Source organism: Geothrix edaphica (assembly GCF_030268045.1).
In the GTDB taxonomy this organism is placed as follows: domain Bacteria; phylum Acidobacteriota; class Holophagae; order Holophagales; family Holophagaceae; genus Geothrix; species Geothrix edaphica.
Genome location: NZ_BSDC01000002.1, coordinates 331,914 through 355,161, shown reverse-complemented (window position 1 = coordinate 355,161; position 23,248 = coordinate 331,914). Strand labels below are relative to the sequence as shown.

Sequence of the window (23,248 nt, the reverse complement as noted above, 5' to 3'; positions counted from 1 at the left end):
GCGGCGGAGGCTACTCCGCGCCCGCCGGCCGGTAGTCGTCAGCCAGGGTCACGGGAACCTTCTGCTTGACCTCGTTCTGGATCTGGTCGCTGAGGGTCTGCATCTGCTGCTGCTTCCAGAGCTCCGGCAGCTGGGCCTTGACGGTCTCGAAGGGCGGCACGCCCTGGGCGCGGCCCTGGGCCTGGAGGGCGGCGACCCGCTCCTTGTAGAAGGCCTGGAGCTGCTCGTCGGTGGGGGTCATCCCCGCCATGCGCTTCTTCATGAGGGCCTGGAAGTAGATGTTGGCCTGCTGCTGCTCGAGCTGGCGCTTGACGGACGGCTCCTTGTCGAGCCCGGTCTGCGCGGCATAGACGGTGATGGCCCGCGACATGGCGATGCGCTGGGCAAGCTGGGCGCGGTCGTTCCGGGCCGTGGCATCCGTGAGGAAGGCCTGGGCCTCCTTGGGGTCCGGTGAGAGGCTCTTCACGATGTCCTGGAACTCGGCCTCGGTGAGCTTGCCTCCGCCGATGTTGGCGATGACGCGGCTGGCATCGGGCGTGCTCTTGCCGCAGCCCAGGGCGAGGGCGAGGAGAAGGGCTGGCGCTACGACGAGCCCGGCCTGGATGGTCATCTTGGACATGGAACCCCCAACAAAAGCATCTAAGGCTCCAGAATGACAGGTCCGGGAGGATCCCATGAGCCGAATTGATGACCTGAAGGGCCTGGATCTGGCGGTGTACAGCGCCACCTGGTGCCCGGACTGCCGCCGGCTGGAGGCCTGGCTCACCGGGCACGGCGTGGCCCATCAGAAGGTGGATATCGAGGCCGTGCCCGGAGCGGCCGAGAAGCTGGAGGCCGAAACGGGCAAGCGGGCCATTCCGTTCGTGCTGGTGAACGGGAGGCGCTGGGTCCGGGGCTATCACAAGGAGCTGCCCCAGCGGCTGGACGGGGATCTGCTGATGGAGGAGCTGGTGGCGGCGGGGAAATAACCCGCCTCGGGGGCAATTGGCCCCGGGGCCCTCCACGACTGGCCGGGGGGCCTGGTTCGTGGCACGCTAAGAGGTTCTCCGGGAGCCGCCAGTGGCCAGCCTTTTTTCCAGCCAGTTCTGGTCCAACATCTTCAATTCGGACCTCGCCATCGACCTCGGTACGGCCTCGACCCTGATCCACACCAAGCAGGCGGGCCGCATCGTCATCTATGAGCCCTCCATCGTGGCCGTGAACACGGTGACCCACGAGGTGGAGGCCGTGGGCGACGAAGCCAAGCAGCTGCTGGGCCGCGCCCCCCAGGGCGTCCGGACCATCCGGCCCATGAAGGACGGCATGATCTACGAGGTGGACGCCGCCGAGAAGATGCTGGCCCAGTTCATCGCCAAGGCCCGCCCCAACCGCGGCATCGCCCGCACCCGCATCGTGGTGAGCGTGCCGCCCCGGGCCCACCAGGTGGCCCGCCGCGCCGTGAAGCAGGTCTGCTACGACGCCAAGGCCGGCGAGGTCTTCATCGTGGACCAGACCATGGTGGCCGCCATCGGCGCCGGGCTGGCCATCAACGAGAAGCGCGGCTGCATGATCGTCGACATCGGCGGCGGCACCACGGACGTGGCCGTCATCAGCTACAACGGCAAGGTGTTCTCGGACTCCATCCTCATCGCCGGCGACGAGATGGACGAGGCGGTGGTCAAGTACATCCGCGAGAAGTACAACGTGCTGATCTCCGAGTCCTCGGCCGAGGAGGTGAAGTGGACGCTGGGCTCGGCCTTCCCCTCGGAGTTGACGCGCACCATGGAGGTGAGCGGCCGGGACCAGTTCGAGGGCCTGCCCAAGACGCTCACCCTCAACGATGCGGAGATCCGGGAGGCCCTCGCCGAACCCATCGGCGCCATCATCGACCTGGTCCGCAAGGCGCTCAACGAGACGCCGCCCCAGCTGGCGGCGGACCTCATCGACCGGGGCATCTGCCTCACGGGCGGCGGCTCGCTGATCCAGGGCCTGGACGAGCGGCTGCGCAAGGAGACGCACCTGCCGGTCTTCCGCGCGGAGGATCCGCAGACCGCCGTGGTGCGGGGCACCGCGCTGCTGCTGGAGAACATCCCGCTCCTGCGCCGCATCCAGATCCTCGATTAGCCTCCGCCCGGAGGGGGCATGGTCGTCCACAGGTCCAAATGGGGATGGAGCCGCACGGGGTGGCAGCGCCTCCTCGTCGTCCTCCTCTGGCTGGGCCACGGGATCTGGGCCCTGCTCGGACCGGCTCCCGGCCGCCACTGGGCGCGCGTGGCCGACACCCTCTCGCGCCCCTCCCAGGGCCTGGCCTCCCGGTGGGCCCAGTGGCGGACCAACCGCCGGGACACCGCCCGCAGCTTCCGGGAGACCCGGGCGGAGAACGCGCGGCTGGCCGCCGAGCTCGCGCAGCTCCGGACCCAGGCCGCCCAGGAGGGACCCCGGCTGGCCGAGGCGGATGAGGCCGTGCGGCTCCTGGGCCTGAAGCGGCAGATCCCCCTGGACCTGAGGGCCGCGCGGGTGATCTTCAGCACGCGCCCCGCCGCCTTCGGGGGCCTGGTGATCGACCGGGGCCAGGACCTGGGCCTGGTGCCCGACCAGGGCGTGTTGGTGCCCGAGGGCATCGTGGGCCGGCTCTGGTCCGTGGGGCCCACCCAGGCCAAGGTGCTGCCCGCGGACGCGCCCAACGCCTCCGTGGCCGTGATGCTCATGCGGAGCCGCGCGACGGGGGTCCTCCAGGGGCTGGGCTCCGGGCGGGCCCTGATCCGCTACATCAGCAACCAGGAGGTGGTGCAGGTGGGTGAGGCCGTGCTGACCTCGGGGCTGGATCGCGTGTTCCCCCGGGGCCTGCTGGTGGGCTACGTGGCCGAGGTGGCCCCCGGCGACTTGGAGCTGCGGGTGCAGGTCAACCTGTCCGCGCCCCTGGACCGGATCTCCACGGTGCTGCTGCTGCCCTCCCAGCCGCCGCTGGAGGTGCAGCCGCCCTTTGTGGCGCCCGAGCAGAAACCGCAGCGCAAGCGGGGGACGCCATGAGGATCTCGCTCCCTTCCGCCACCCGCCAGAACCTCCTGTGCGCCGCCGCCCTGGGCCTGATGTTCCTCAGCGCCCCCTTCCCGCGCCTGCAGGTCGTGGTCCACGTCGTGCTGGTGCTGGCCCTGGCCCCCCGTTCCGGCTCTCCGCTCTCCAGCGTCCTCTGGGCCGGGGCCGCGGGCTGGGCCCTGGAGGGCTCCCTGCGGCTCTATCCCCACCTGGGCGGCACGGCCTGGGCGGACATGACCCTGGCCCTGGTGGCGGGCGGGCTGGCGGGCCGCTGGCCCCTGGAGGACGTGAAGGGCTGGCTTGCGCGCCTGGCGGGCCTGCTCGTGGCGCACACCCTGCTGGTCCATCTGGCCGTGCGCCTGGCCGCGGGTCCCCATGGCTGGGGCTCCGGCTGGTTCTGGGCCCTGCTCAGCCTGCCGCTCTGGGGCTGGGCGACCTGGCGGCTGATGTACTCCGGGCCTTCCCCTCGGCTGGGCTGATGGACCCCCGGCAGCGCCCCCTCCTCCACCGCCGCCTCGGGGTGCTCAAGGCCCTGGCCTGGAGCCTCGTGGCCGGACTGATCCTCATCTACGCCTGGCTCCAGCTGGTGCGACACGGCGAGTTCCAGCAGCTGGCCATGCAGCAGGCCGTGAAGATCCGCCCCATCGCCGCGCCCCGCGGCCTGGTGCTGGACCGCAACGGCCACCGCCTGGTGGACAACCGCCGGGCCCTGCACCTCGTCATCCAGCGGGAGGACCTGCCCACGCGGGCCGATGTGATCGAGTCCCTGGCCCTGGCCCTGGAGCTGGATCCCGCCGCCCTGGCCCGGAAGATCCAGAGCTACCGCTTCGCCGGCAAGGGCCGCCCCCTGGTGCTGAAGGAGAACCTCGACGACGCGGGCATCGCGCTGGCGGAGCGGGTCCGGTCCCGCTTCCCCTTCCTCAGCGTCGATGTGGCGCCCCGGCGGGTCTACCTCGGCGACGAGCTGGCCGGGCACGTGCTGGGCTACGTGGGCGAAGTGGACGAGGAGCTGATGAAGGCCAAGCCGGGTGTCTTCCGGTTGGGCGAGACCATCGGCAAGGAGGGCTTCGAGGCCAGCGGCAACGACAAGCTCAAGGGTGTGGACGGCCAGAGGCGCATCCTGGTGGACCAGCTGGGCACCGAGGTGGCCCACTTCGGCCAGACCGACGCTGTGGCGGGCCGCAGCCTCTACCTCACCCTGGACGCGGGCCTCCAGAAGATCCTGCAGGATGCCTACGGGGAGGAGGCCGGCGCGGCCGTGGTGCTGGACCTGCGCGACGGCGGCATCCTGGCCATGTACTCCAGCCCCTCGTACGACCCGAACCTCTTCCTCAACCGGCTCAGCCAGGAGATGGTGGACCGCTACCTGAACAACCCGACGCGGCCCATGCTGAACCGGGCCATCCAGGGCATCTACGCGCCGGGTTCCACCTTCAAGCTGCTGGTGGCGCTGGCGGGCCTGGAGAAGGGCGTGATCACGCCTCAGACCGTCATCTACTGTGCGGGGAAGAAGAACTTCTACGGGCGCGATTTCCGCTGCGACAAGCCCACGGGCCACGGCGGGCTGAGCCTGGTGCAGGCCATCGCCCAGAGCTGCGATGTCTACTTCTACGAAGTGGCCTCGCGCATGGACATCGATGATCTCTACGCCACCGCGGAGAAATACGGCTTCACGGACCGCACGGGGGTGGACCTGCCCCAGGAGAAGCGCACCCGCATTCCCAGCCGGGCCTGGAAGCGCAAGGCCGCCCCGAAGGATCCCAAGTGGTACGCCGGCGAGACCATCAGCGTGGGCATCGGCCAGGGCGCCGTGGGCGTCACGCCCATCGGGTTGGCGCGGTTCTACGCCATGCTGGCCACCCGGGGGAAGGTGCTCACGCCCCACCTCTTCTACGGCTTCCGCAACGACCAGAGCAACGAGTTGGAGCCGGCGCCGGTGCCGGTGCCCCGGGACACGCCCTTGGATCCACGCAACTGGGCCACCCTGGATGAGGGCCTGTACGAGGTGGTCCAGGGCGGAACGGCCGCGGCCAACCCCCTCATCCGGGAGATCGCGCGGGAGGCCCCCTTCGTCGGCAAGACCGGCACGGCCCAGGTCGCCACCTTCGTGGACAAGAGCCACTACGCCCGCCAGGCCAAGCACCTGAAGGACCATGCCCTCTTCGCGGGCTACGCGCCCCGCGACAGGCCGCAGATCGCCTTCGCCGTGGTGGTGGAGAACGCGGGCTTCGGCTCCACCGCCGCCGCGCCCATCGCGGCCAAGCTCGTGAAGTACTGGTTCGTGGACCGCGTGAGGAATCCCCTGCCGCCGCCCCGCGGCCGCATGGTGGACCCCTTCGCCCCTCCGGCGGAGGCGGCGCCATGAAGGATCGCGTCCGGGCCCTGGATTCGCGGCTGCTCTGGGTCATCCTGGCCCTGATGCTCCTGGGCACGCTGACCCTCTATTCCGCGGGTCGGAACACCCCCCAGGCCGCCATCTGGATCAAGCAGAGCGTCTGGAACCTGATGGGCCTGGCGCTGATGCTCCTGCTGGCGGCCACGGATCCGCGGCGCATCCTCCGCTACAGCTTCCCGGCCTACCTGCTGGGCCTCGTGGCCCTGGCCGCCGTGCTGGTGGTGGGCAAGAAGATCGGCGGCGCCACGCGCTGGTTCGTGGTGGCTGGCCAGACCTTCCAGCCCTCGGAGCTCATGAAGTGGGTGACGCTGCTGTACGTGTCCCACCGGCTGGGCTTGCGGCCCGCCGACAGCATCCGCCGCTTCGAGCTGCTGGGCGCGGTGGGGCTGGTGGCCTTTCCCATGCTGCTCATCCAGCGCCAGCCCGATCTCGGCATGGCCCTGAGCTTCCTGCCCATCCTGCTGATCATCCCGCTCATGAAGGGCCTGCGGGCCCGCTGGGTGGTCGCGCTGCTGCTGCTGGTCACCGTGGGCGGCTTCGGCGCCTGGAAGTTCGCCCTCAAGCCCTACCAGAAGCAGCGCGTGATGATCTTCCTGGATCCCTCCGCCGATCTCCAGGGCAAGGGCTACCAGGTGAACCAGAGCCGGATCGCCATCGGGGCGGGGGGGCTCATCGGCCGGGGCTTCACCAGCGGCTCCCAGACCCAGCTGAACTTCCTGCCCGTGAAGACCACCGACTTCGCCTTCAGCGTGTGGGCCGAGGAGCGGGGCTTCCTGGGCGTGCTGCTGGTGCTGGGCCTCTTCGGCCTCCTGCTGAGCCGCATCCTGGATGCCGCCAAGGCCGCCCACACGAACGCCGAGGCCTACTTCTGCGCCGGGGCCGCGGGCATCTTCGCCCTGCATCTGATGGTGAACGTGGGCATGGTGGCCGGCGCCTTGCCGAACAAGGGCATGGTGCTGCCCTTCTTCAGCGCCGGGGGCAGCAGCACCCTCAGCTTCTTCCTGGCCCTGGGCCTCATCATGGGCATCCTGTACCGGTCGAGGGTGAAGTGATGGAACTCCGGCAGCGCATGAAGGATCTGGCCGATGCGGTGCGGCTGCACCGCCACCGCTACTACGTGCTGGACCAGCCCGTGGTCTCCGACGCCGAGTACGACGCCCTGGAGCGGGAGCTGCGCGAGCTGGAGGCGGCCCACCCCGAGCTGGCGGACCCCAACAGCCCCACCCTGCGCGTGGGGGCGCCGCCCATCGACGCCTTCGAGAAGCGCCGCCATGCCGTGCCCATGCTGAGCCTGGACAACGCCTACTCCGAGGCCGAGCTGCGGGAGTGGGAGGCCAAGTGGCGCCGGCTCGCCCCGGAGGCCGGGCCCCGCTACGCTGCCGAGCTGAAGGTGGACGGCCTGTCCCTGTCCCTGCGCTACGAGGACCGCGAGCTGGTGGAGGCCCTCACCCGCGGCGACGGGGAGACCGGCGAGCTGGTGACGGAGAACGCGCGGACCATCGTGGACATCCCCATGCGGCTCCCGGCGGATGCCCCGGCCTCCCTCACCGTGCGCGGTGAGGTGTTCCTGTCCCGCAAGCGCTGGGAGGAGCTGAACCGGCAGCGGGACGCCCGGGGCGAGGCCCGCTTTGCCAACCCCCGCAACGCGGCCAGCGGCACCATGAAGCTGCTGGACAGCCGCGAGGTGGCCGCCCGCGCCCTCTCCTTCCTCCCCTGGCAGGTGCTCTGGGGCGAGGGCCGCGGGGAGGACCACGCCCGCTCCATGGTCCAGCTGGGCGCCTGGGGCTTCGGGGTCATGCCCGGGCACGCCACCGGCGACCTGGAGGCGATGCTGGCCTTCATCTCGACGCAGGCCGAGGCCCGCCTGAAGCTGCCCTTCGATACGGACGGCGTGGTGATCAAGGTCCTCGACGCCGATCTCCAGCAGCGGCTGGGCGCCACGGATCGCGTGCCGCGCTGGGCCATCGCCTTCAAGTACCCCGCCACGCAGGTGACCACCACGGTGCTGGGCATCACGTGGCAGGTGGGCCGCACGGGGAAGCTCACGCCCGTGGCGGAGCTGGAGGCCGTGGAGGTGGCGGGCTCCACGGTGCGGCGGGCCACGCTCCACAATGCCGACGAGCTGGGCCGCCTGGGCCTTCGGGTAGGCCATCGCGTGTTCATCGAGAAGGGGGGCGAGGTCATCCCCAAGGTGGTGGCCCTGGTGCCTGGCGAAGCCGACCGCGATCTGCCGGCGCCGGAGATCCCCTCCGCCTGTCCCGTGTGCGGGGGCGAGGTAGGCAAGGCCGACGATGCGGAAGTGGCCATCCGCTGCCTCAACCCGGAGTGCCCCGCCAAGCTGGTGGCCCGGATGCTCCACTTCGGCGGGCGCTCCGCCCTGGATGTCGAGGGCATGGGCGAGGCCCTGGTGGAGCAGCTGGTGGCCTCCGGTCGCTTCGAGCAGCCCTGGGAGATCTTCACCCTGCTGGGCGAGCCCCTGCTGGGCCTCGCGTACCTGTCGAACCTGGAGCGCATGGCGGAGAAATCCGCCCAGAACCTCATGGACGCCCTGGCGGTGGCCCGCACGAAGCCCCTGTCCAGGTGGATCCATGCGCTGGGGATCCCCATGGTAGGCGCCCGCACCGCGGAGCTCCTGGCAGAGGCCTACCCCTCGCTGGAGGCCCTGTGGGGGGCCGACGAAGCCCGCCTCCAGGCGGTGGAGGAGGTGGGGCCCAAGGTGGCGGCCGCCCTCCGGGCCTTCGCCGCGCTGCATCCGGAGCTGCCGGTACGGCTGGCCTCCCTGGGCGTGCATCCGGCGCCGCCGGAACCTCGCGACCAGGGTGGCCTGCCCCTGTCCGGCGAGGTCGCAGTCGTCACCGGCACCCTGCCCACGCTCTCCCGGGAGGAGGCGGAGGGTCTGCTCAAGCAGCTGGGGGCGAAAGTCACCGGCAGCGTGAGCGCGAAGACCACCCTCCTGGTGGCCGGGGAGAAGGCCGGGACGAAGCTGGCCAAGGCGGGGGCCCTGGGCATTCCCGTGCGGGACGAGGCCTGGCTGCTGGGGCAGGGGACCGACAAAGGCCTGGACGGGGGCTCCGCGACCACCCCATGATCTAGGGTCGAATCCCTGGAAAGTCCTGTGCTCACGCGCCTCGGCAAGTTCGACATCCTCCGCCTGCTGGCTCAGGGAAGCATGGGCGATGTCTACGTGGGCCGGGATCCCATTCTCGGCCGCGAGGTGGCCATCAAGGTCATCCAGGCGGCCGCCGCCGCCGGGCCCGAGGCCCGGGAGCGCTTCGCCCGGGAGGCCCGGGCCGCCGGCGCCCTGAACCATCCGAACATCGTGACCATCCACGAGATGGGCGAGGAGCAGGGCGTGCTCTACCTCGCCATGGAGCTGGTGAAGGGCGAGGACCTGGGCACCCTCATCCGGGCGGGCACCCTCGTGCCCTGGGATGTCCTCGAGGTGCTGGCGCAGGTCTGCGACGGGCTGGCCGTGGCCCACCGGCACCAGGTGCTGCACCGGGACATCAAGCCCTCCAACATCCGGGTGCTATGGGACGGGAAGGCCCTCCAGGCCAAGGTGCTGGATTTCGGCGTGGCCAAGATCTTCAACACCGACACCACGGACGAGGGCACGGTGTTCGGCACCGTGAACTACATGGCGCCGGAGTATCTCCAGAGCGGGCGCGCCGATGCCCGCAGCGACCTCTTCGCCGTGGGCGTGATCCTCCACGAGGCGCTGACCGGCGAGCAGCCCTTCGATGGGCCCAGTCCCGGCTCGGTGATCTACCGCCTGCTGCACGACCTGCCGCCGCCCCTGCCGCCCGCGGCTCTCCGGGGCATCAGCCGCGATGTGCAGAGCCTCCTGAACCGGGCGCTGGCCAAGGATCCCCTGAACCGCTTCCAGACCGCCGAGGACCTGGCCGAGGCGCTGCGTTCGGCCAAGGATCCCACCTGGCGCTGGGATCCGGAGCGCGCCGCGGCGGCCCCGCCCCCGCGACCTGGGCCGGACCGGCCGGCGGCGAAGGCCGCCGGAGACGAATCCGGTTCCGCCAGGGCCAGGGGGGGCACGCTCCCCCGCCGGATCGCCGCGGAGACCGCCCCGTCCGAAGAGGTCATGCTCAGCCGGGCGGAGGTCCGGAAGGACGTCCTGGAGACCACCCGCAGGCAGCTGCTCCAGGCCATCGAGATCGACCCCGGCAACGCCAAGGCCCATGCCATGCTGCTGGTCACCCTCTACCGCCTGGGTTGGATGGACGCCCTGATGCAGAGCCTGCGCCGGGCCCGGGAGGGTGGCATCCCCCCCTCGAGTCTGCTGGAGGTCCCCCGCTGCGCCCAGCTGGTGGACGAGGAGGCGGGGACCTGCCGGCTGCCGCTCGAGCTGCACCAGGAGTTCATGGCGTACCTGGCGGGCTGAGGGACCGGGGCTCAGCGCTCCTGGATCTCGAGGAGCCGCCAGTCGCCGCCGGTCTTGCGCCAGCGCAGTCCGAAGGAGCGCCGGGAGGCGTCCTGGGGCAGGAGGCCTCCGCTCCGGCCGGTGAGGACCAGGTCCACCTCCTGGAAGGCCTCGGCCCCCGTCACGGTGACCTGGTTGCGGACCACGGTCACGCCCACCTTCTCCCGGCGGAGGAGGCCCAGGAGGAACAGCCTCGCGCCCGCCTTGTCCATGCCCTCGGGCCCCCGGAAGGTGGCGTCGAGGGGCGCGGCCGCCGCCGCGGCATCCCCGGCCTCCACCGCCGTCACGCAGGTCTGGAAGGCCTTTCGCACCTGATCTTCCGGCTTGTCGGATCGACAAGCCAGGAGGGTCAGGGCCATAGAAACCGAAGCGATGCTTTTCCTCATGGCGGCACCCCATCACACTGGAGGATCACGAAGGATGGTCCCATGAACCTCGAAGGCCGTTTCGACACCCGCTGCATCCACGCCGGCCAGTCGCCGGATCCGAACAACGGGGCCATCATGACGCCCGTCTACTTCACGAGCACCTATGTGCAGGAGGGCATCGGCCAGAACAAGGGCTTCGACTACGCCCGCGTGCGCAACCCCACCCGCGACGCTCTGGAAGGCAATTTGGCGGCACTGGAGGGCGGCGCCCATGGCATGGCTTTCGGATCCGGCATGGCGGCGGTGCAGGCCATCTTCGAGCAGCTTTCGAGCGGCGACCATGTGGTGCTGGGCGACAACGTCTACGGTGGCACCTTCCGATTGCTGGACAAGGTGATGACCCGCTTCGGCCTCACCTACACCCAGGTGGACACGGGCGACCTGGCGGCCTTCAAGGCGGCGCTGCGGCCGAACACCAAGCTGGTGATGCTGGAGACGCCCACCAACCCCATGCTGGGGCTCACGGACATCCCCGGCGTGCGCCAAGTCATGACGGTGATGGGCTCCAAGGCCGTGCTGGCCGTGGACAACACCTTCGCCACGCCCTACAACCAGCGGCCCCTGGAGCTGGGCGCGGACCTGGTCTTCCACTCCACGACCAAGTACCTGAACGGTCACAGCGACTCCATCGGCGGCATCGCCATCACCAACCGTGAGGACATCGCCGAGGGCCTGCGCTTCCACCAGAAGGCCGCCGGCGGCATCCTCTCGCCCATGGAATCCTGGCTCATCCTGCGCGGCACCAAGACGCTGCACCTGCGCATGGAACGCCACAACGCGAGTGCCCTCACCCTCGCCCGCTGGCTGGAGGCCCGCAAGGATCTGAAGGCCGTCTACTACCCGGGCCTGGAATCCCACCCCCAGCACGCCCTGGCCAAGCAGCAGATGAAGGGCTTCTCCGGCATCGTGAGCTTCGACACGGGCGATGCCGAGCGCACCCGGCGCATGGCGTCCTCCTTCAAGGTGTTCTCCCTGGCCGAGAGCCTGGGCGGCGTGGAGAGCCTCGTCTGCCACCCCGCCAGCATGACCCATGGCAGCGTGCCCGAGGCCGACCGCCAGCGCCTCGGCATCAACGACAACCTCCTGCGCCTCAGTGTGGGCGTGGAGGACGTCCAGGATCTGATCGAAGACCTGGAGCGGGTGCTGAAGGTCTAACCGAGGCCGTGGGCCTGGTACAACTCGGGGTAGCTGCGGGGCTCGGCGCGGTCGGGGGCGAGCCCCAGGCCCTCCATGGCGGCGCGGATGGCCTGGGGCTCGCCTTCCAGCTCCAGGTAGCAGCCGAAGGGGGTCTCGTCGAGGCAGGCCTCCAGCTCGGCGCGCTCCCACACGGCGCGCATCTTCTCCATGCGCAGCACAGGCTCGTAGCCCAGGGCGCGGAGGATGGCCTCCAGGGCCTCGCCATCCTCGATGCCGGTCTCGCGCTCCGGCCGGATCTTCAGCATGGCGTCGGGGACCTTGGGGCCCTTCCAGGTCAGGCGGAAGGTCCCGGCGAAGCGCCGCGTCCGCAATGCCGAGCCCGCGGCCCGCAGCTCGCCGCGCCGGTCCCAGAGGACGCTTGTCTCCGCCTGGGCGGGGACGGTCTCCCGGAAGCCGAGGGCCTCCAGCAGGGGGCGGAGGGGCCCCGTCGCGGGGATGCGCAGCTTCAGCTCGGTCTCCACGGCGGGTTTGTGCTTCATCGCGGCGCGTCTCCGATCAGTCATGATGGTGCTGTCTCTGCGGTTCCATCGTGATCCCACAACGGTACATCATCGCCACCCTCTTCATCGCCGCCATGCTGCTGCTCTTCGCGGTGGTGCAGGCGCCGCGTCCCGTGAGCGCCGGCGGCGTCACGGCGGTGGAGGCCCCGGCGGTCATGAACCTCGGCGGCTACGAGTCCCTGGCGGAACTGCGCCTGGTGGACGGCTGGGCCCCCCGGTTCCAGGGGACCCTGGATCCCGACCAGTCCGATCCTTGGCCCTTCGAGGGGGGCTTCGGCACGCCCTGGGAGCCCGCCTCGCCCTACCTGGGCGACCAGGGCCTGGCCCTGAACGGTCCGCAGGGGCGCAGCGAGGTCGTGCTGTGGCGCGGGCTGGAATGGCGCCGCTACCGCTTCGACGCCCCCCTTGCCTCGGCCCGGCTCGACCCGGCGAAGGGCAGCCGCCTGCTGGTGACCCTCCAGATGGGGGAGGGCCGCTTCGAGACCCGGTTGCTGGAGGTTCCCGAGGGGCGCGTGATCTGGTCCACGGAATCCGGCCCGTGGAGCCGCTTCAGCTGGGATGGGAAGGCGGTGCTGCTGGGGCGCTTCGAGAAGCTGGAGCCCCGGGGGGAATCCCGCCTGCTGCTCAGCACCCTCTCCCTGGAGGCGGATCCCGGCGAGGCCACCCTCGCCGCATGGGACGAGCCCGGCCTTCCCCCGCCGCCCCGGAGTCTGGCCACCAAGGCAGAGGCCCTGTCGGATGATGGCCGGGACCTGCCCGGGGCCCGCCTCGAGCTGCCCTGGCACGCCGGGGATCGGCTGTGGTTTCCGCGGGCGGACCGCCTCTGGCACGGCGGCATCCAGGGCTGGTCGGCCTGGGTGCTGCAGGGCGGCCGGTGGCGCCGGGCCGCCGCAGGCCAGGGACTGCTGACGGCCCACCCGCCCCAGCGCATGGCCCTGGTGGCGGTGCTTCCGGACGAGGGGATGGCCCGGCGCCTCAGCCCGGTGGCCGAGGTCGAATGGACTCCCGTCCCCGACACGGCGCTGCCCTGGCCCGCCTGGGATGCGGCCTGGGCCTGGCGGGAGAACGGCGCCTTCGATGCCTGGGACCAGCGGTGGAACGAGAGCGCCCTTCCGCCGGAGCGCCAGCGTCAGGCCCTGTACGAGGCCTATCGCCCGGAGTGGCGGACCGCCCTGAACCTCCGCGCCTCCGTGAAGGGCTGGCTGCCCGGCGGTCCCGAGGTGGCCCTGCGCGAACCCCTCGGCGTCGCGTGGGTCTGGGTGGGGGACCGCGTGCTGCTGGTGCGCTTGGTGGAGGCGGAACGGGTACGGCTCTTGAAGAAGCTGTTGCGCTAGGGTCGGAATCCAGACACTTCCCGGCCCAATCAGTGACGTTGGAAGTGCACATTTCTGGTAGCGTTGTGCCCAGCCACTCTTTCTTCCTCCCGGCCTCCCGAGGTACCCAGATGCCCCGCCTCCTCCTCGTGGACGACAACCCCAGCATCCACCGCATCGCCGAATCCCTGTTGGCCCCGACGGATGTGGAGCTGGTCTGCGTCGATTCCGCCGCGGAGGCCCTGGACCGCTTCGAGCGGGGGGAGCACTTCGACGTGGCCCTGGTGGATACGGTCATGCCCGGCATGGACGGGTGGACCCTGCTGGCCCGGCTGAGGGAGATGGAGGCGACGGCCCGCCTCCCCATCGCCCTGATGGCCGGTGTGCTGGACCCCGTGGACCCCGCCCGGCTGGCCAAGGCGCCGATCCAGGGGTTCCTGAAGAAGCCCATCGAGCTCCGGGAGCTGGGAGACCGCGTGCGGGCCCTGCTGGCCAGTCCAGTCGCCGCAGCCGATGAGCCGCCAGCCGCCGTGGTTGCCGCCCCCGCCGCCCCTGTCGCCCCCCCGGCCATGGACCTGGCGAGGACCGCCGAGATGCCCATGCCGGAGTTCAGGCCAGACGTCCCCTCCATCGGAGACAGCGAGGCCTTGCCTCCGCTGGACCTGGGATCGGACCTGGACCTTCCCGAACCCGGGCCCACGGGATCCGATGAGGACCTGCTGCTGCTCACGGCCGAGGACCTCTGGCCCGAGGACGTTCCGGCCGAGGCCGCCCCGGTCGCCCTGCCCAGCGCGGCGCCCGATGTGCACCTCGAACTGGAGGAGCTGGACCTGGAGAGCCTCCACGAGCTGACGTCGGAAGCCGCTCCCTCCGAGCCGCCGCCCGTCCACCCGGTCCTGGCGGTCCCGTCCGACCTGCCCCCGGTGGAAGCCGCGGCGCCCGAGGCCCTGGCCGCGGAGAGCCTCGCCTCCTTCACCGACCTGGAATCCTTCGACGATCTGGCTGGCGGCCTCGAGCTGCCTTCCATTTCCGAGCCGCCCCCGGCGGAGACGCACACGATCCTTCCCGTGGCCGGCCTCGCCGCCGCGGGCCTGGCGGCCGCGGCCATCCCCATGCTGGAGAGGCACCAGGAAACGCCGCCGGCTCCGATGGTGGAACTCCCGGTGGTTCCGGTCCCCGCGCCCCCCGCGGAACACCTCCAAGCTGCCCCGGCCGAGTCCCCAGCTGAGTCCAGGGTGGAGGCCCCGGCGGCTCCGGCCCCTGCCGCGTCTGGGCAGGCTGTTGCCGCGCTCGGTCAGGCGCCTCTGACGCCAGACCAGGTCCAGGCGCTCCTGGCCGATCCCGCGCTTATGGATGCCCTGGTGAAGGCGGTCGTGGCGCGCATGGGCGATCAGGTGGTCCGGGAGATCGCCTGGGAAGTCATGCCGGATTTGGCTGGAAGATTGCAGAGGTAGGCCCATGACGCGTCCTGCCTCCCCGTCCTCCAGGCTCTTCCCATGATCACCGGCTACAACACGGACATCCGCCACGGGAATCGGGTCTATCACGTGCAGACCGAGGACAAGGGCCTCACGAATCCCAAGATCGAGACCCTCATCTACGTGGGCGGCGAGATCCTCGACAGCTACCGGTCCTCGTACGAGGACCTGACCGCGGCTCCGCCCATTTCCGATGGGGCCATCCAGGGCCGCATGGACGAGCAGCACCGGGCCGTGATCCGGGACATCAAGAACGGCAAGTACGACCAGACGCCGCCGGACATGCTGGAGCAGCAGGCCTTCAATGACCGCCCCCTGGACCAGGCCATCCTCGAGTTCCTCCAGCTGGAGGGGGATGTGGACACCCTGGAGCTGGTGCTTGACCAGCCCATGAAGCCCACCTTCGGCGAGCCCTTCCGGGTGCAGGTGCGGGCGCGTCTCTGCCAGAGCCAGAGCCCCGTGGCCGATGCCGAGGTCTCCGTGAAGCTCGTCTCCAGCCTGAAGAAGGCGAACAACCTCCTGACGGGACGCACGGCCAGCGACGGCCGCTTCACTGGTGAGATCCAGCTGCCGCCCAGCCAGCCGGGCCAGTGCGCCGTGGTGGTCAGCTGCAGCTGCGACCAGGGCTTCGACGAGGTCAAGGCCGTGGTGGTCGCGGTCTAGACGGCTGTCAGCTGTCGGCTGTCACTGGTCAGCGGCCGGGGGTGGGGCGATCGGGATCCCACTGGCGACGCAGGCGGTGCAGCAACAGGCGCACTTCCAGCAGCAGCGGCCGGGCCGCCAGGAAACAGAGGAAGCCTGCCAGGGGCACGGTGATCTTGAAGCCGATGTGCCGGAACCCGAGGGCCCCCGTCACGCCACCGGCCATGAAGGAGGCCAGGATCAGCAGGAGCAGCGTGAGCTTCTGGCGGTTGGCGACGATGCGCTCCCGGCCATGCCGGTGGTGGACATTGACGTAGGTCAGGCGGCTCAGCTCGATGCCGATGTCGGTGACCGTGCCCGTGAGGTGCGTGGTGCGCACCGCGGCGCCCGAGATGATGGAGGTGACCGTGTTGTGCATGCCCATGATGAAGCAGAGCAGCATGACGGTGCTGGGCAGGGTGAAGCGGATCTCCTGCTGGAGGCGGTTCCCCATGAAGCCGAAGACCATCATGAGGACGGCCTCCAGCACGAGGGTCAGGGCGTAGCGGCTGCGCATGCGCCGGCGCTGGCCGAGGCTGATCAGGGTGGTGCAGACGAAGGCGCCCGCGAGGAAGCTCAGCATCATGGCCAGGGCCGCGAGGGCGGTGGCGAGGTCGCCGTCGGCCAGCTCGTCGGCCATGGAGGAGACCACGCCGGTCACGTGCGAGGTGTAGTGGCTGACGGCCAGGAAGCCACCGGCATTGACCGCTCCGGCCACGAAGGCCATGGCCCAGGCCAGCTGCCGGTTGAGCGATTCCGAGCGCAGGGCCCCTTCGCGCACCAGGAGTTTCTCCTGGATGGGCAGGGTGGCCAGCGCCGTCTCCACGGCCGCCTGCAACTGATGGCCCGACAGGCGTTTCCTCAACAGGCGCCGGAGGTAGCGGCCTGCGATCATCTGGAAATAGCGGGGAATGCGGCGCATGCAGAGATTCCAGTCTACTGGGTCGGGGCCGGCCGGTGGCCTGGGACCGGCGCCCAGACGGTAGACTCCTCTCATGCGGACGATCCTCCTCCTCCACACGGGCGGCACCCTGGGCATGATGCCGAGCGGCGATCCGGCGGCCCTGGCCCCGGGGCGCTTCCTGGACCACCTGCTGGAGCAGGTCCCGGAGCTGGGCCAGATGGCGAGGCTGTCCGTGGAGGTGCCCTTCAACCAGGACTCCTCCTGCCTGGAGCCGGAGCACATCCTGATGCTGGCCTCGCGGGTGCGGGCCTCGGCCCAGGAATTCGACGGCTTCGTCATCATCCACGGCACGGACACCATGGCCTTCACGGCCTCCTGCCTGGGCTTCCTGCTGGCGGACCTGGGCAAACCCGTGGTGCTCACGGGCAGCCAAAGACCGCTGGCGTTTGTCCGCAGCGACGCCCGCAGCAACCTCGTCAATGCGGTGGACCTGGCCTGCCGCGGCATCCCCGAGGTGGGGATCTGCTTCGGCACCCACTGGATCCGGGGGGTGGCGGCGGACAAGCTGAGCGTCCACCAGTTCGAGGCCTTCCAGAGTCCGAACCTGCCGCCCCTGGCCGAGATCGGGGCGGAGATCCGCCTGCACCCCGAGGTGGGCCAGTTCGTGCGGCAGGTGCCCGCGGGGCTGGGCGACCGCCTGGACCTGGCCATCCACACCCTGACGCCCCACCCGGGCATGGCCTGGTATCCGGCGCCCCAGGGGGCCCGGGCCGTCCTGATCCAGGCCTTCGGCGCCGGCAACCTGCCCATGGGCCGCGCAGACCTCCGGGCGATGCTGGAGGATGCGCGCCGGCGGCGGCTGCCCGTGGTGGTGATCTCCCAGTGCCCCTATGGCGGCGTGGACCTCTCGGCCTACGAAATGGGCCGGAGGATCGAGGAGATGGGCGCCATCTCCGGCGGCCTGTCCACCCGCTGGGCGGCCCTCGCCAAGCTGGGCCTGGTGCTGGGCGCCGGGGGCGGCATCGACGAGGTGCGGGAGGCGTTCCGGGTACAGTGGGCCGGAGAGCCCAGCCCGGATGGAGCTTGGCCTCAAGCCTGAGGGCTGCGTGATTCCCTCCCTGTGGGGCCCCGCTCCACAGGCTGCCCCGCAGCCTGTTCCGCGACCCACATGGTCGGGAGGGCCGGAGAGCCCAGCCCGGATGGAGCTTGGCCTCAAGCCTGAGGGCTGCGTGATTCCCTCCCTGTGGGACCCCGCTCCACAGGCTGCCCCGCAGCCTGTTCCGCGACCCACATGGTCGGGAGGGCCCTGGCCGCAAGCCTGAGCATCGCCGGAGGCCAGCTCCAAAACGCGCCCATGGCGCGTTTTGGAGCTAGGTAGACTGATAGGTCACTGGGAAAACCGACATGATCGACGCCAACCTCCTCCGCACCGACCTCGACGCCGTGGCGGCGCGCCTGTCCGAGCGTGGCTATACGCTGGACCGGGCGCGCTACCAGGAGCTGGACCAGCGCCGCCGCGCCGCGCTCCAGGAGGCCGAGGCCCTGAAGGCCGAGCGCAACCGTGTGAGTGATGAGGTCGGCCGCCTCAAGCGGGCGAAGGAGAACGCCGACCACCTCATCGCCCAGCAGCGGGAGGTGGGCGATCAGCTGAAGGCCCTCGAGGCGGCCGAGCGCGAGATCGAGGCGGCCTTCAAAGACTTCCTGGCAGGCATTCCGAACCCGCCCCACGCCAGTGTGCCCTCAGGCCGCGACGAGCACGCCAATGTCGAGGTCAGGCGCTGGGGGCAGCTCCCGGAGATCGCCGCGCCCCGGGATCATGTGGATCTGGGCACGGCCCTCGGCATCCTCGACCTGGACCGCGCGGCCAAGCTCAGCGGTGCGCGCTTCGCCGTGCTGAAGGGGCTGGGGGCCAAGCTGGAGCGGGCCCTCATCAGCTTCATGCTCGACCGCCAGACCGCCGCGGGCTACACCGAGGTGATCCCGCCCTACCTGGTGAATGCCGAGAGCATGTACGGCACGGGCCAGCTGCCCAAGTTCGAGCAGGACCTCTTCAAGACCTCCCGCGGGGACGGCGCCGCGCTCTACCTCATCCCCACCGCGGAGGTGCCCGTCACCAACCTCTACCGCGACGAGATCCTGGCCGCGGAGTCCCTCCCCCTGCGCCACTGCGCCTTCACGCCCTGCTTCCGCAGCGAGGCCGGCAGCTACGGCAAGGACACCAAGGGCATCATCCGCCAGCACCAGTTCCACAAGGTGGAGCTCGTCACCTTCGCCGCCGCCGACCAGGCCGAGGCCGAGCTGGAGCGCCTCACGGAGAACGCCGAGGCCATCCTGGAGGCCCTGGGCCTGCCGTACCGGCGCGTGCTGCTCTGCACGGGCGACATGGGCTTCAGCAGCCAGAAAACCTACGACCTGGAAGTGTGGCTGCCCTCGCAGAACACCTACCGGGAGATCAGCTCCTGCAGCTGGTTCGGCGACTTCCAGGCCCGCCGCGCCAACATCCGCATGAAGGGCAAGGAGGGCAAGCCCGCCTTCGTGAACACCCTGAATGGCAGCGGCCTGGCCGTGGGCCGCACCTGGGTGGCCATCCTGGAGAACTACCAGCAGCCCGACGGCAGCATCGTGGTGCCCGAGGCCCTGCGGCCCTACCTGGGCGTCGAGGTGATCCGCTGAGGGCAGGGCCCGTCCTTTGCGCTGAAGGCCTGCGGCTTCAGCGCCTGGGAAAGAATGTCTTCAAGAACGTCTCTTTTTCTATCGACCAGGGCGAAGCCTTGGGCGTGGCCGGCGCGAGCGGTGCGGGCAAGACCACCCTGCTGAACCTGGTGCTGGGGCTCCTGGAGCCCACGGAGGGCCGGATCCTGCTGGAGGGCGCGCCCTGGTCGCCCCTGCCGGAGCGGGAGCGCCGCCTCCGCCGTCCGCGGATCCAGGCCGTGTTCCAGGATCCCCAGGCCAGCCTGCCCCCCCATCGCACGGGCTGGGAGATCCTCCAGGAGCCCCTGGCGATCTGGAACCGGGGCACGGACATGGAGCGGCGGGAGGCCGCGGCCCGCATGGCCGCGCGCGTGAAGTTCCCGGAGGCGGCCCTGGCTCAGCGGCCCGGGGCCTGGTCCGGGGGTCTGGCCCAGCGCCTCTGCCTGGGGCGGGCCCTCATGCTGGAGCCGGCGCTGCTGGTGCTCGACGAGCCCTTCTCGGCCCTGGATCCCACCTTGGCGGGCCACCTGCTGGCCCTGCTCCTGGATCTCAAGGCCGAAGGCACGGCCCTCCTGCTGGCCAGCCACGATGGGTTGGCCGTCGAGGCTCTCTGCGACCGGGTGATGGAGCTGTCAGCCATCAGCTGTCAGCTCTCAGTTACTGAAAGCTGACAGCTGACAGCCGATAGCTACTCCTCCACCGGCACCTGCACGGCACCGGCATTGACGTAGATGCCGCCGAAGTGGCCCCAGAAGCTGCTGAGGCCGGGCCGCTGGCGGCCCTGCTGGTCCAGGGACTGGAGCTCTGCGGACAGGAGCTTCTGGGCCTCGGTGGTCTGGACTTCCTGGATGAGGGTCCGGCGGGCTTCGAAGCTGAGGGCGGGAGCGGGTTCCCGGGAGACGATGCGGGCCGCCCAGAGCTTGCCGTCCTGGGCCCAGAGCAGGGGCGTGGTCTGGCCCACGGGGGTCTCCAGCAGGGCCTTGCGGATGCCGGGGTGGGCGGCCAGGTCGCGCAGCCCGCTGAGGGGGGCCGCGGCCTGGTCGGAGACGGGGCCGACGGCCTGCAGGCCACCGGAGGCGAGGGCCTGCTGGGCCTTGGCCAGGGCCTGCTTGCGGGATTCCTCAAGGCGGTAGGCGGCCAGCACCTTGGCGCGGATCTCCTTGAAGGGCGGCACCGCCTCCGGCAGCTCCTCCTGGACGCGGAACAGGAGGTGGCGATCGGCGAAGCGCATGGGCTTGGAGACCTCGCCGACCTTCAGGCGGAAGGCCTCGGGGGCGATCTGGGACAGCTCGGGCAGGCCCTCGGACTGGGCGGCCGGCTCGTTGCTGAACGGCTGGCTCAGCTGGGCCTGGCTGCCCAGGCTCTTGGCGGCCGCGGCCAGGTCGCCGCCGTTGGCGCGCTTGCGGATCTGCTCAAGGCGCTCCTGGGCCCGGGCGTTGAAGCGGTCGTCGGAGATCTCCTTGGCGAGCTGGTCCTTGACGTCCTCGAAGCGCTTCTCGCGGCGGCCCTCCAGCTTGATGAGGTGGATGCCGTAGACGGTGCGCACGGGCTGGCTGATCTCGCCGGGCTTCAGCGTGGCCGCGGCCTCGGAGAACGGCTTCTGCATCTGGGGGAAACGGAACCAGCCCAGGTCGCCGCCGTTGCCCTTGGCGCTGGGATCCTCGCTCAGTTCCTCGGCGGCCTTGGCGAAGTCCTGGCCCTTGACGAGGCGCTCACGCAGCAGCTGCGCCTTGGCGGTCGCCTCCTGGGCCTGGGTGTCGCCCTCGGCCTTGAAGAGGATGTGGCGGGCCTTGAACTCGATGAAGTCGTTCTTCCGGGCCTCGAAGCCGGCCTTGAGGGTGGCCTCGTCCACCTGGACCTCCTTGCCCAGGGCCGCGCGGTCCACGGCCACGAACTGGATGACTCGCCGGGGAGGCTGGAGGAAGCGCTCGCCGCCGGCCTTGTGGAAGGCCTCCAGGGCGCCGTCGCCGGGATCCGCCACGGTGGCGGGATCCACGGCCAGGGTGGCTTGCTGGAAGGCGACCTTTTCATTGCGCAGGCGGTTCTCCACTGCCAGCCAGGCCTCGTCCACGGGCACCTGGAAGGCCGCCTGCTGGATCAGCTTGGTGCGCAGCAGCTCGCTGCGCAGGTTCCGCTCCTGGAGGGCCGGGTTGAAGCCGGTTTCCTGGAAGATCTGCTTCAGCTCCGCCGTGGACTTCAGGTTGCCCTGGGCGTCCAGGAGGATGGGGTACTGCTTCAGGAAGGCCCGCAGGCGGGCGCCGACTTCTTCATCGGTCACCACCACGTGGTGCCGCTCCGCCAGCTCCTCCATGAGCTTCTGGTTCATGAGGTCGCGCAGGGCCTGGGACTGGACGAAGGGCTTGAGCGCCTCCGGGCTGGCCTGCTTGCCGTAGCGCTGGTAGAGCTCCTGCATGTGCTCCGCCAGGTCGCGCAGCAGCACCTCGCGGCCGTAGACCCTCGCCACCACTGTGTCTGGAGTGTCCACCCGGCCCGAGGGGGCCAGATAGGCCACCAGGCCCAGGAGGACCACGATCATGACCGCCGCCATGGGCGTGCGGTTGGATTTGAAGACCTGACGGAAGGAACGCAGCATGCGGGGCTCCGGTGGACGGACCTCCCAGATTAACAAGGGATGGGCGATGGATTACACTGGAATGCTGGAGCGTTTGCATGGCCGTCCTGCCCGTACTGACCTGGGGCGATCCCCGACTGAAGAAGAACAGTGAGGATGTGGGGGCCTGGACCCCGGAGCTGGAGCAGCTCGTGGCGGACATGTTCGAGACGGCCCTCGACGAGGAGGGTGTGGGCCTGGCGGCGCCCCAGGTCGGCGTGAACCTGAACCTCGCGGTGATCGACTGTTCCTGCGGCGAGGACCCCTCCCAGAAGCTCATCCTCATCAATCCCGAGATCGTCCGGGAGGAGGGCAGCCAGGTGGGCCCGGAGGGCTGCCTGTCCATTCCCGGCATCCGGGAAGTGCTGGAGCGCCCCCAGAAGGTGGCCATCCGCAACCGGGCCAAGGACGGCAGCTGGCACGAACTGGAGGGCGAGGACCTGCTGGCCCGGGCCTTCTGCCATGAGATCGACCACCTGCGGGGCCGCCTCTTCGTGGAATATTTCGGGCCCGTGAAGCGCCAGGTCATCCAGCGCCGCTACCAGAAGCAGGCCCGCGGATGACCCGCATCGCCTTTCTCGGCACCCCCCGCGCGGCCGTCCCGGCCCTGCGGGCCCTGGCCGAGGAGGGCATCGAGGCGGTGTTCAGCAATCCGGACCGGCCCGCGGGCCGGGGGCGCCACCTGGAGGCGCCGCCGGTGAAGGTGGCGGCCCTGGACCTGGGCCTGCCCGTCCACCAGCCGCTGAGCTGGAAGGCTCCGGAGACCCGCGAACTCTGGGAATCCATGGAGGTCGACCTGGCGATCGTGGTGGCCTATGGCCACCTGCTGCCCCGCTGGATGCTGGATTCCTGTCCCAGCGGCGTCTGGAACCTGCACTTCTCCCTGCTGCCCCGCTGGCGCGGCGCCGCCCCCGTGAACCACGCCCTCCTGGCGGGAGATGAGGAGACGGGCGTCAGCCTCATGCGGCTCACGGAAGGCCTGGACGAAGGCCCCGTGCTCGCCCAGTCCCGCCGCTCCATCGGCCAGGCGGACACCGCCGAAAGCCTGCTGGCGGCCCTCTCGACCGACGCCGCCGAGCTGCTCATGGACCAGCTGCCCCTGCTGCTCTGCGGCTGCGGGAAGCCGGTGGAGCAGCGCCCCGAGGGCGCCACCTACGCCTCGAAGCTCCGCAAGGACATGGGGCACCTGGACTGGCGGCGGCCCGCGGCGGACCTGCACCGCCAGGTGCGCGCCCTCTGGCCCTGGCCCGGCTCTGAGCTTCAGCTGGAGGGCCAGCCCCTCAAGGTGTGCGGCGTGGGGGCGCTCCGGGCCTGCTACCGCGATCCCGGCCAGCTGGTCTGGAGCAAGGAGGGCACCTGGCTCACCACGCCCGACGGCGCCCTGGAGCTCACCCAGCTCCAGCGCCCCGGCAAGCCCGTCCAGCCCGCCCTCCAGGCCCTCCAGCCCTGGGGCGCCAGCGGCAGCCGGGCGCTCGGCTAGCTCACGCCAGGTCCAAGGGGAAGCGGGTGGGCGAGCAGGATGAAAGCCCTCGCCCGGCTTCGCTGGGCGAGGGCGCGGGGGTCCGGGGGTGTGCGCGCAGCGCGGAACCCCCGGAGAACA

At 70.6% G+C, this 23,248-nt stretch carries 22 protein-coding genes; 17 read left to right on the top strand and 5 right to left on the bottom strand.

Features of this window, described 5'->3' with window-relative positions; all coding sequences use genetic code 11:
* Positions 1–10: 10 nt before the first annotated feature.
* Positions 11–619: a hypothetical protein gene (locus QSJ30_RS09470; RefSeq protein WP_285608698.1), complete on the bottom strand. Its 609-nt coding sequence runs from the start codon at positions 617–619 to the stop codon at positions 11–13.
* Between the two features lie 55 nt (positions 620–674).
* Between QSJ30_RS09470 and QSJ30_RS09465 the strand changes: the two genes are divergently transcribed.
* The 8 genes from QSJ30_RS09465 to QSJ30_RS09430 all read left to right on the top strand — a co-directional run bounded on the left by QSJ30_RS09465 (position 675) and on the right by QSJ30_RS09430 (position 9,806).
* Positions 675–968 (top strand): glutaredoxin family protein, encoded by a 294-nt coding sequence (locus tag QSJ30_RS09465; protein ID WP_285608696.1) that lies wholly within the window; start codon positions 675–677, stop codon positions 966–968.
* A 91-nt stretch (positions 969–1,059) separates the two neighbouring features.
* Positions 1,060–2,103: a rod shape-determining protein gene (gene mreB, locus QSJ30_RS09460; RefSeq protein WP_285608695.1), complete on the top strand. Its 1,044-nt coding sequence runs from the start codon at positions 1,060–1,062 to the stop codon at positions 2,101–2,103.
* An 18-nt stretch (positions 2,104–2,121) separates the two neighbouring features.
* The gene (gene mreC / locus QSJ30_RS09455) at positions 2,122–3,009 is read left to right on the top strand and encodes a rod shape-determining protein MreC (protein WP_285608693.1); all 888 of its coding nucleotides are present in this window, start codon (positions 2,122–2,124) and stop codon (positions 3,007–3,009) included.
* Positions 3,006–3,494 (top strand): hypothetical protein, encoded by a 489-nt coding sequence (locus QSJ30_RS09450; RefSeq protein ID WP_285608691.1) that lies wholly within the window; start codon positions 3,006–3,008, stop codon positions 3,492–3,494. Before mreC ends, QSJ30_RS09450 begins: the two co-directional genes overlap by 4 nt.
* Complete coding sequence (gene mrdA / locus QSJ30_RS09445) at positions 3,494–5,380, top strand: penicillin-binding protein 2 (RefSeq protein WP_285608689.1); 1,887 nt, start codon at positions 3,494–3,496, stop codon at positions 5,378–5,380. Before QSJ30_RS09450 ends, mrdA begins: the two co-directional genes overlap by 1 nt.
* A complete protein-coding gene (gene rodA, locus QSJ30_RS09440; protein ID WP_285608688.1) occupies positions 5,377–6,462 on the top strand; it encodes a rod shape-determining protein RodA in 1,086 nt (361 codons plus the stop codon). The genes mrdA and rodA overlap by 4 nt, the downstream gene beginning before the upstream one ends.
* Positions 6,462–8,498 carry an NAD-dependent DNA ligase LigA gene (ligA, locus tag QSJ30_RS09435; RefSeq protein WP_285608683.1) on the top strand — a complete coding sequence of 679 codons (2,037 nt, stop codon included), beginning with the start codon at positions 6,462–6,464 and terminating at the stop codon, positions 8,496–8,498. Before rodA ends, ligA begins: the two co-directional genes overlap by 1 nt.
* A 27-nt stretch (positions 8,499–8,525) precedes the next feature.
* Positions 8,526–9,806 carry a serine/threonine-protein kinase gene (locus QSJ30_RS09430; protein WP_285608682.1) on the top strand — a complete coding sequence of 427 codons (1,281 nt, stop codon included), beginning with the start codon at positions 8,526–8,528 and terminating at the stop codon, positions 9,804–9,806.
* Between the two features lie 11 nt (positions 9,807–9,817).
* Here the strand turns inward: QSJ30_RS09430 and QSJ30_RS09425 are convergent, their stop codons facing one another.
* Entirely contained in the window at positions 9,818–10,156 is a 339-nt protein-coding gene (locus QSJ30_RS09425; RefSeq protein WP_285608680.1) for a hypothetical protein, read from the bottom strand.
* 117 nt (positions 10,157–10,273) lie between these two features.
* Here QSJ30_RS09425 and QSJ30_RS09420 point away from each other — a divergent pair, with 117 nt between their 5' ends.
* Entirely contained in the window at positions 10,274–11,428 is a 1,155-nt protein-coding gene (locus QSJ30_RS09420; protein WP_285608678.1) for a trans-sulfuration enzyme family protein, read from the top strand.
* Here the strand turns inward: QSJ30_RS09420 and QSJ30_RS09415 are convergent.
* Positions 11,425–11,949 carry a class IV adenylate cyclase gene (locus QSJ30_RS09415; RefSeq protein WP_285608676.1) on the bottom strand — a complete coding sequence of 175 codons (525 nt, stop codon included), beginning with the start codon at positions 11,947–11,949 and terminating at the stop codon, positions 11,425–11,427. The two genes, QSJ30_RS09420 and QSJ30_RS09415, sit on opposite strands and share 4 nt — an antisense overlap.
* Positions 11,950–11,999: 50 nt before the next feature.
* Here QSJ30_RS09415 and QSJ30_RS09410 point away from each other — a divergent pair, with 50 nt between their 5' ends.
* The 3 genes from QSJ30_RS09410 to QSJ30_RS09400 all read left to right on the top strand — a co-directional run bounded on the left by QSJ30_RS09410 (position 12,000) and on the right by QSJ30_RS09400 (position 15,424).
* Complete coding sequence (locus QSJ30_RS09410; protein ID WP_285608674.1) at positions 12,000–13,304, top strand: hypothetical protein; 1,305 nt, start codon at positions 12,000–12,002, stop codon at positions 13,302–13,304.
* Positions 13,305–13,414: 110 nt separating this feature from the next.
* Positions 13,415–14,737, top strand: coding sequence for a response regulator (locus QSJ30_RS09405; protein WP_285608672.1), 1,323 nt, complete (start codon positions 13,415–13,417; stop codon positions 14,735–14,737).
* A 42-nt stretch (positions 14,738–14,779) separates the two neighbouring features.
* Positions 14,780–15,424 (top strand): hypothetical protein, encoded by a 645-nt coding sequence (locus QSJ30_RS09400; protein ID WP_285608671.1) that lies wholly within the window; start codon positions 14,780–14,782, stop codon positions 15,422–15,424.
* A 28-nt stretch (positions 15,425–15,452) separates the two neighbouring features.
* On the opposite strand, the gene QSJ30_RS09395 is transcribed toward QSJ30_RS09400, so the two are convergent.
* Entirely contained in the window at positions 15,453–16,364 is a 912-nt protein-coding gene (locus QSJ30_RS09395) for a YoaK family protein (RefSeq protein ID WP_285608669.1), read from the bottom strand.
* Between the two features lie 73 nt (positions 16,365–16,437).
* Between QSJ30_RS09395 and QSJ30_RS09390 the strand changes: the two genes are divergently transcribed.
* The 3 genes from QSJ30_RS09390 to QSJ30_RS09380 all read left to right on the top strand — a co-directional run bounded on the left by QSJ30_RS09390 (position 16,438) and on the right by QSJ30_RS09380 (position 19,708).
* Positions 16,438–17,445, top strand: a complete 1,008-nt coding sequence (locus QSJ30_RS09390) for an asparaginase (RefSeq protein ID WP_285608667.1) — start codon at positions 16,438–16,440, stop codon at positions 17,443–17,445.
* Positions 17,446–17,750: 305 nt separating this feature from the next.
* Complete coding sequence (serS, locus tag QSJ30_RS09385; RefSeq protein WP_285608664.1) at positions 17,751–19,019, top strand: serine--tRNA ligase; 1,269 nt, start codon at positions 17,751–17,753, stop codon at positions 19,017–19,019.
* Positions 18,923–19,708 carry an ATP-binding cassette domain-containing protein gene (locus tag QSJ30_RS09380; protein WP_285609097.1) on the top strand — a complete coding sequence of 262 codons (786 nt, stop codon included), beginning with the start codon at positions 18,923–18,925 and terminating at the stop codon, positions 19,706–19,708. The genes serS and QSJ30_RS09380 overlap by 97 nt, the downstream gene beginning before the upstream one ends.
* Positions 19,709–19,725: 17 nt before the next feature.
* Here the strand turns inward: QSJ30_RS09380 and QSJ30_RS09375 are convergent, their stop codons facing one another.
* Positions 19,726–21,630, bottom strand: coding sequence for a peptidylprolyl isomerase (locus QSJ30_RS09375; protein ID WP_285608662.1), 1,905 nt, complete (start codon positions 21,628–21,630; stop codon positions 19,726–19,728).
* Between the two features lie 77 nt (positions 21,631–21,707).
* Here QSJ30_RS09375 and def point away from each other — a divergent pair, with 77 nt between their 5' ends.
* Together def and fmt are read left to right on the top strand one after the other, a co-directional pair.
* On the top strand, positions 21,708–22,211 hold the full coding sequence (gene def, locus QSJ30_RS09370; protein WP_285608660.1) for a peptide deformylase: 504 nt from the start codon (positions 21,708–21,710) through the stop codon (positions 22,209–22,211).
* Entirely contained in the window at positions 22,208–23,128 is a 921-nt protein-coding gene (gene fmt / locus QSJ30_RS09365) for a methionyl-tRNA formyltransferase (protein ID WP_285608659.1), read from the top strand. Before def ends, fmt begins: the two co-directional genes overlap by 4 nt.
* Positions 23,129–23,248 lie beyond the last annotated feature (120 nt).

Coding starts and splice junctions, on each gene's coding strand:
- QSJ30_RS09470 (WP_285608698.1), bottom strand. CDS start 619: ATGTCCAAGATGACCATCCAGGCCGGGCTCGTCGTAGCGCCAGCCCTT.
- QSJ30_RS09465 (WP_285608696.1), top strand. CDS start 675: ATGAGCCGAATTGATGACCTGAAGGGCCTGGATCTGGCGGTGTACAGC.
- mreC (WP_285608693.1), top strand. CDS start 2,122: ATGGTCGTCCACAGGTCCAAATGGGGATGGAGCCGCACGGGGTGGCAG.
- QSJ30_RS09450 (WP_285608691.1), top strand. CDS start 3,006: ATGAGGATCTCGCTCCCTTCCGCCACCCGCCAGAACCTCCTGTGCGCC.
- mrdA (WP_285608689.1), top strand. CDS start 3,494: ATGGACCCCCGGCAGCGCCCCCTCCTCCACCGCCGCCTCGGGGTGCTC.
- rodA (WP_285608688.1), top strand. CDS start 5,377: ATGAAGGATCGCGTCCGGGCCCTGGATTCGCGGCTGCTCTGGGTCATC.
- ligA (WP_285608683.1), top strand. CDS start 6,462: ATGGAACTCCGGCAGCGCATGAAGGATCTGGCCGATGCGGTGCGGCTG.
- QSJ30_RS09420 (WP_285608678.1), top strand. CDS start 10,274: ATGAACCTCGAAGGCCGTTTCGACACCCGCTGCATCCACGCCGGCCAG.
- QSJ30_RS09415 (WP_285608676.1), bottom strand. CDS start 11,949: ATGAAGCACAAACCCGCCGTGGAGACCGAGCTGAAGCTGCGCATCCCC.
- QSJ30_RS09405 (WP_285608672.1), top strand. CDS start 13,415: ATGCCCCGCCTCCTCCTCGTGGACGACAACCCCAGCATCCACCGCATC.
- QSJ30_RS09400 (WP_285608671.1), top strand. CDS start 14,780: ATGATCACCGGCTACAACACGGACATCCGCCACGGGAATCGGGTCTAT.
- QSJ30_RS09395 (WP_285608669.1), bottom strand. CDS start 16,364: ATGCGCCGCATTCCCCGCTATTTCCAGATGATCGCAGGCCGCTACCTC.
- QSJ30_RS09390 (WP_285608667.1), top strand. CDS start 16,438: ATGCGGACGATCCTCCTCCTCCACACGGGCGGCACCCTGGGCATGATG.
- serS (WP_285608664.1), top strand. CDS start 17,751: ATGATCGACGCCAACCTCCTCCGCACCGACCTCGACGCCGTGGCGGCG.
- QSJ30_RS09375 (WP_285608662.1), bottom strand. CDS start 21,630: ATGCTGCGTTCCTTCCGTCAGGTCTTCAAATCCAACCGCACGCCCATG.
- def (WP_285608660.1), top strand. CDS start 21,708: ATGGCCGTCCTGCCCGTACTGACCTGGGGCGATCCCCGACTGAAGAAG.
- fmt (WP_285608659.1), top strand. CDS start 22,208: ATGACCCGCATCGCCTTTCTCGGCACCCCCCGCGCGGCCGTCCCGGCC.